Origin of the sequence: Daejeonella sp. (genome assembly GCF_036405355.1) — a bacterium.
Lineage (GTDB): Bacteria > Bacteroidota > Bacteroidia > Sphingobacteriales > Sphingobacteriaceae > Daejeonella.
Genome location: NZ_DASWXT010000126.1, coordinates 1 through 3,619 on the forward strand (window position 1 = coordinate 1; position 3,619 = coordinate 3,619).

Here is a 3,619-nt window from a genome sequence, read left to right on the forward strand (position 1 = left end):
ATGTCTAAAAATGGAACCGATTTTAGAAAAGCGAATAAAAAGGAGATTGAAAATAAGTTCAGACAGGAGTGAGTGGATTTGATTCAATTCTTTCAAATTTTCTACACAAATGTGTAAAACACTTATTATCTGAATATTAAGTCATCAACAGCAAATTGTTATGTAATCCTGGTGGATAGGTATTCAGGAAAATATATGAAAAAAACACAATGTCATGTTTTTAAAATCGGTAATCTGATGTAAAAACCAATCGCAGAATAACAAAAAACCCCCAGAACTTTACGTAAGGGGCTTATTTGCGGACCGGACGGAAACGAACCCGTCCCCAACCATGTTGGGGATGACAGGACGACGTTCTAACCATCTGAACAACTAAATTCCCATCAAACAAAAAACCCCCAGAACTTTACGTTTGGGGGCTTATTTGCGGACCGGACGGGACTCGAACCCGCGACCTCCGCCGTGACAGGGCGGCATTCTAACCAGCTGAACTACCGGTCCGTTTTATCTTTATTATACCTTGCTTTGAGAGCTGTTTCCTGTAAACACAGGAAAGATACAATTTTTTTCGTGCCAGGCACGTATTTTGTGATCCCGCTGGGATTCGAACCCAGGACCACTACATTAAAAGTGTAATGCTCTACCAGCTGAGCTACGGAATCATCCTTTTTAGATCTTCGGAAACCGTTTTTCTTAAAAGTGAGGCAAATATACGGCAATAACCTATATAGTGCAAATAATAAAAAGCTTAATTTTAAAACTATGGCTAAACTGCTAATATTCAATTAATAACAATAAAAATCAGCTCGTTTAAAGCCTGATTTTATCAGAAAATCATCAGGCAACTGAGCCCTCTTTCATCTTTTCAGCGTTCTCAGCAAGCTGTAACTGATCAATTATCTCCTGAATATCCCCGTTCATCACATTCGGAAGATTGTAAATTGTTAAGCCGATCCTATGCTCGGTTACCCTTCCCTGAGGATAATTATAGGTACGAATCTTAGCTGAACGGTCGCCGGTAGCAACCATCGTTTTACGTTTCTTAGAAGTCTCTTCCAGCATCTTTGCATGCTCCAGCTCATATACCCTGCTCCTTAGAACCGCAAATGCCTTATCAAAGTTCTTTAGCTGTGATTTCTGATCCTGACATTGCGCTACAATCCCGGTAGGAATATGTGTTAAACGAACTGCAGAATATGTCGTATTTACTGATTGTCCACCCGGACCGGAAGAACAGAACAAATCCTTACGTACATCATTCATACTAATCTGAACATCAAACTCATCTGCTTCTGGTAAAACTACCACAGAGGCAGCCGAAGTATGTACACGACCTGCTGTTTCAGTATCAGGCACACGCTGCACACGATGAACACCCGATTCATATTTCAATTGCCCATAGGCGTCTTCACCCGTAACATTGAAAACAACCTCCTTATAACCACCTGCAGTTCCCTCTGTTACATCTACAACCTCCATACGCCATCCCTTGCGCTCACAATAGCGGGTGTACATACGATACAGATCGCCGGCGAAAAGAGCAGCTTCGTCTCCCCCGGTTCCTCCCCGGATCTCGACGATTGCATTCTTACTATCTTCAGGATCCTTAGGGATGAGCATCACACGAATCTTTTCTTCCAGCTGCTCCTGTTGAGGAATCAGCTCATCAAGCTCCATCTTGGCCATTTCCCTTAACTCATCATCCTTTTCATTCGAAAGAAGCTCTTTATTCGACTCGATATTGCTGATCACATTGCTGTAGATCTTATATTCATCAACGATCTTAGTCAGATCTTTATATTCCTTATTAAGCTGGGCAAAGCGCTTCATGTCGCCCATCGTTGCCGGATTGCTCAGCTCACGCTCAACTTCCTGCCAGCGCTCTTTTATATATTCTAATTTTTGTAACATCCTTTTCTTTGAAAAACCTATTGAAAGACCAATTAAAAAGCTTTTTTCAATAAGGCTACAAAAATACGGCTTTTTTGGAAATTTAGCTTAGGATAATAAGCGAATTGCTTTACTGATACTAGTCTTCGCGTTTTTTAAAGTAGCGAAGCTCCAGATTCTCACCGTCAAAAACGGCATAAGAATTAAAGTTGATCCATTCACCCAGGTTGATATAACGGCTTTCACCCAATTGAACATCAAGTGGTAAATGCCTGTGCCCGAATATCAGAAAATCATAATGTTCCTGAAGCAATAAATCTTTGGAATAAGAAACAAGCCATTCTTTATCAAGATCAGTAAACTCCTCTTTCTGATTATTCTGCAAGCGACTATGCATGGACCATTTTCTCGCAATTCCTACACCCAGATTTGGGTGAATACGGGCAAAAAGCCATTGACAAAACCCGCTTCTGAAAATCTTCTTGAGGATTTTGTATTTAGCATCACCCGGACCAAGTCCATCGCCATGATGCAAATAGAACTTCTTGCCGTTTCGCTCCAGAACCAGCTCATCAGAAATGATCTGAATCCCCAGCTCTTTTACAAAATAATCGAACATCCACATATCATGATTGCCCTTAAACAAGGTGATCTTGATCCCTGAATCAGCGAGTTCGGCAAGCTTTCCCTGAAAACGGATAAATCCTTTAGGAATCACGGCTGCATACTCGAACCAGAAATCAAATATATCGCCGATCAGATAGATCTCAGCGGCGTCTTTCCGGATCTCTTCGAGCCAGCTAACGACAAGAGCTTCACGTTCACGGCTCAAAGAATGATCGGGAACTCCAAAATGAAAGTCGGAGGCGAAATATATTTTGCTGGCTGACATGATTTCAAAAGTACATAATTTTTATTCTCTGAAATCCTGCTTGCATTCCTTCTTGAGAAAACAATTGACGGCTAACTACTAGTGTATGGTAAAAATAAAATTTATGCTTAATTATGAAATTAGTCCGCCTTTGCGGCGGAAGGGCACTTACTTTTCCCTTCAGCTGGAAAAGTAAGCAAAAGAGCCGCGGCTTCCCGGTATTTGTTGTAAATCCACACTTAATCCTATCGGTGTAATCCGAGCCGTATCAATGGCAATGAATTATTGAATGGATCTGCAACACTTCTCCGGATTACTTAGCTGAGGTAATTTATTTAAGTTTGTGCATGGATTAAGTGCGCCTTTCCTGCCAAATCCCGGAATGCCGATCCCTGCAATCGGCAATGACGGTAATTTATTATCGGTTGTAAGCCCAAGCACTATCCCAACCAACGTTCATATCACATTAGCTGACCCGAAGGACGATTCAATCCCAAGTGCCAGCAAAATTAAAAAAAAGCAGCAGATTCTTTCAAATAGCACCACCGAGCATCAGATTTTGGGATCATTATCGGAATGCTTTCAAATATTACTATCCCCCAAAAGCAGCGATCCCTGTTTTTTTGATGTGCGGAGGATTGTGGCCAAGGCACCTAGGGATTGAAGAAGGCTTTTGTTCCTTTTGGCCTTCAAAAGGAATTCGCCACCCGGCAATGGAGGCTATCGTGTACCCATAAATATTAATTGGATATTTGCATTTATGATACGAGTAGATTATTCGGGTTATTTTGGGGACAAGCGCATAGAATCTCGTGGTAGTTTGCTTCATCAACGTTTGTTTAGTAGCAGCACCCGGAG

At 41.5% G+C, this 3,619-nt stretch carries 2 protein-coding genes and 2 tRNA genes; all 4 read right to left on the reverse strand.

The genetic code is table 11. The features are described from left to right. Positions 1-427: 427 nt before the first annotated feature. The 4 genes from VGE44_RS15690 to VGE44_RS15705 all read right to left on the reverse strand — a co-directional run bounded on the left by VGE44_RS15690 (position 428) and on the right by VGE44_RS15705 (position 2,782). Positions 428-501 (reverse strand) — tRNA-Asp (locus tag VGE44_RS15690). Positions 502-589: 88 nt separating this feature from the next. Beyond that, positions 590-662, reverse strand: a tRNA-Lys gene (locus tag VGE44_RS15695). A 175-nt stretch (positions 663-837) separates the two neighbouring features. Then, entirely contained in the window at positions 838-1,911 is a 1,074-nt protein-coding gene (gene prfA / locus VGE44_RS15700; RefSeq protein ID WP_331080879.1) for a peptide chain release factor 1, read from the reverse strand. Between the two features lie 118 nt (positions 1,912-2,029). Next, a complete protein-coding gene (locus tag VGE44_RS15705) occupies positions 2,030-2,782 on the reverse strand; it encodes a UDP-2,3-diacylglucosamine diphosphatase (RefSeq protein WP_331080881.1) in 753 nt (250 codons plus the stop codon). Between the last annotated feature and the right edge of the window lie 837 nt (positions 2,783-3,619).